The organism is Nitratifractor sp. (assembly GCF_015487065.1).
In the GTDB taxonomy this organism is placed as follows: domain Bacteria; phylum Campylobacterota; class Campylobacteria; order Campylobacterales; family Sulfurovaceae; genus Nitratifractor.
Genome location: NZ_WFQN01000105.1, coordinates 1 through 2419, shown reverse-complemented (window position 1 = coordinate 2419; position 2419 = coordinate 1). Strand labels below are relative to the sequence as shown.

The window sequence follows — 2419 nt, the reverse complement described above, 5'->3', positions numbered from 1 at the left end:
TAGCTCAGGTGGCCCGCTTTGACCCCTTTGAGGACCGATTTTTTCACTTCGACGAAGTTGCCGATCTGGGTATGGGAGAGGTTCGATCCGGGGCGGATACGGGCCATGGGGCCGACGCTGCCGTCGCGGATGACGGCCTCTTCGATGACGGAGTGGGCCTTGATGTGGGCGTTTTCGATCCGGCTGCGGCCGTGGATCTGCACGCCGCTCTCGATCTCGCACTCTCCGATGAACTCGGCCCGGCAGTCGATGTAGATCGTCTCGGGCAGCCGCATCGTGACCCCCTCCAGCATCCAGTAGCGCCGGATCCGCCGCTGCATGATCTCCTCGGCGTGGGCCAGGTCGACTCGGGAGTTGACCCCTTTGAATTCCTCCTCTTCGACAAAGACCGGCTTGACGTGGCGCTCTTCGTCCACGGCCATCTTGACGATGTCGGTGAGGTAGTACTCCTGCTGGGCGTTGTCGTTGGAAAGCCGCGGGATGTAGCGCTCCAGGAGCTCCCGCCGGACACAGTAGACCCCGGCGTTGACGGTATGGATGAGGCGCTGCTCGGGGGTGCAGTCTTTCTCTTCGACGATCTCGCGGACCTCGCCTCTTTCGATGACGACCCGGCCGTAACCGCTGGGATCCTCCAGATCGATGACGCTCATGGCCACGTCGCCGCCGGCATCTGTCAGGCGCAGCAGCGAAGCGGTGGTCACCAGGGGCATGTCGCCGTTGAGGATCAGCACCCGCTCGTGGCGGAAGTCGATCCCCCGCAGGGCCCCGCCGGTGCCGGGGTAGTTCTCGGCATCCTGGCGGTGGATGCGGATCCGCTTGTATTCGCTCTCGATAGCCTCTCTGACCCGGTCAAGCTGATGGTGGAGCACCACGGTGACATCGTCGCTGATTTTCGTCGCGGCGTCCAGGGCGTGAAAGAGCATCGGTTTGCCGCTGATGGTGTGGAGCACTTTGGGGGTTTGGGACTTCATCCGGGTCCCTTTCCCGGCGGCGAGGATCACGACGGAGACGGACATTGAACTTCCTTTGGGTAAAATCTATGATCAAAGTCATTTGCTATGCGGTCATTTAAAGTCATTTCGCACGCAGAGCGTGCAGGTCATTTAAGGGACGACTCCTTGTAAAATGACCATGAATGACTGGGCAAAGCCCAAAATAACCATCTAATGACTTTATTTAAAGCAATTATATCCAAAGGGTTTTAAGGTGAAATGCCGACATTTCGGAGCGTGTGGAAGCTGCACACTCTATGCGATCGACTACAAGAAACAATTGGAGGAGAAACACCGCAGACTGGCGGGACTGCTCGCCCCCTTTTACCAAGGGGAGATCGAAACCTATTCTTCGTCCGATACGCACTACCGGGCTCGGGCGGAGTTTCGGATCTGGCACGAAAGGGAGCGCTGCGACTACGCCATGGGCAATCTGAGTAAAGACGGCAGCGTAGTGATCGAAGAGTGCCCCAAGGTGATCCGGCCTATCGAAGAGCGGATGGGACCGCTGCTGGAGGCGGTCAACGAATCGGCGGTTCTCTCCCGCAAACTTTTTGCCGTGGAGTTCCTGGCGACGACGACGGGGGAGTGCCTGATCACGATGCTCTACCACCGGCAGCTCGACGAAGCATGGCAGCGGGAGGCCCGGGCGCTCGAAGAACAGCTGAACGCTTCCATTATCGGCCGGGCCCGCAAGCAGCGGCTGGTACTTTCTCGGGACTATGTGACCGAGGTTCTAGAAATTGATAGTAAAAAATATAAATACCGTCACTACGAGGGGGGGTTTACCCAGCCCAATCCATTCGTAAATAGGGAAATGATTACCTGGGCCAAAGCCCGCGCTGCCGAAGTAGGGGGCGGAGATCTGTTGGAGGCCTACTGCGGCCTGGGGAATTTCACGATCCCCCTGGCGGATCGCTTCGGTAAGGTGCTGGCGACGGAGATCAGCAAAAACTCCATCAAAGCGGCCAAAGAGAACTGTACCCTTAACGGTGTGGAGAACATCGCCTTCGTCCGTCTCAGCTCCGAGGAGATGACCTCGGCTTTGCGCAAAGAGCGGAGCTTCAATCGGCTGAAGGGAATTGATATTGACGAATATGATTTCCGTTGTGTGCTGGTCGATCCCCCCAGGGCGGGGTTGGACGAGGCGACCCGCAAGCTCATTTCCACATTCGAAAATATCATCTACATCTCCTGCAATCCCGAGACCCTGGCCAGGGACCTGGAGCACCTGAGCCGCAGCCATGAGGTGCAAAAAGGGGCGCTTTTTGACCAGTTCCCCCATACGGAGCATATGGAGAGCGGGGTCTTCTTGCGAATGAGGAATGAGTAATGAGGAATGAGGAACCGAGTTGGGTAGCGTGGGATTGCTATCCCACGAAATAACAAGGAACGGAAAACAGGAGAGAGAAGGTATGAAACAAATT

The 2419-nt window shown here is 57.5% G+C and carries 2 protein-coding genes; one reads left to right on the top strand and one right to left on the bottom strand.

Annotated features, from left to right (window positions below):
* On the bottom strand, window positions 1-1016 hold a 1016-nt coding region (locus tag F8I07_RS05490), incomplete at its 3' end, for an NTP transferase domain-containing protein (RefSeq protein ID WP_292656773.1).
* 190 nt (window positions 1017-1206) lie between these two features.
* Between F8I07_RS05490 and trmA the strand changes: the two genes are divergently transcribed.
* Window positions 1207-2325, top strand: coding sequence for a tRNA (uridine(54)-C5)-methyltransferase TrmA (gene trmA, locus F8I07_RS05485; RefSeq protein ID WP_292656770.1), 1119 nt, complete (start codon window positions 1207-1209; stop codon window positions 2323-2325).
* Window positions 2326-2419: the final 94 nt, after the last annotated feature.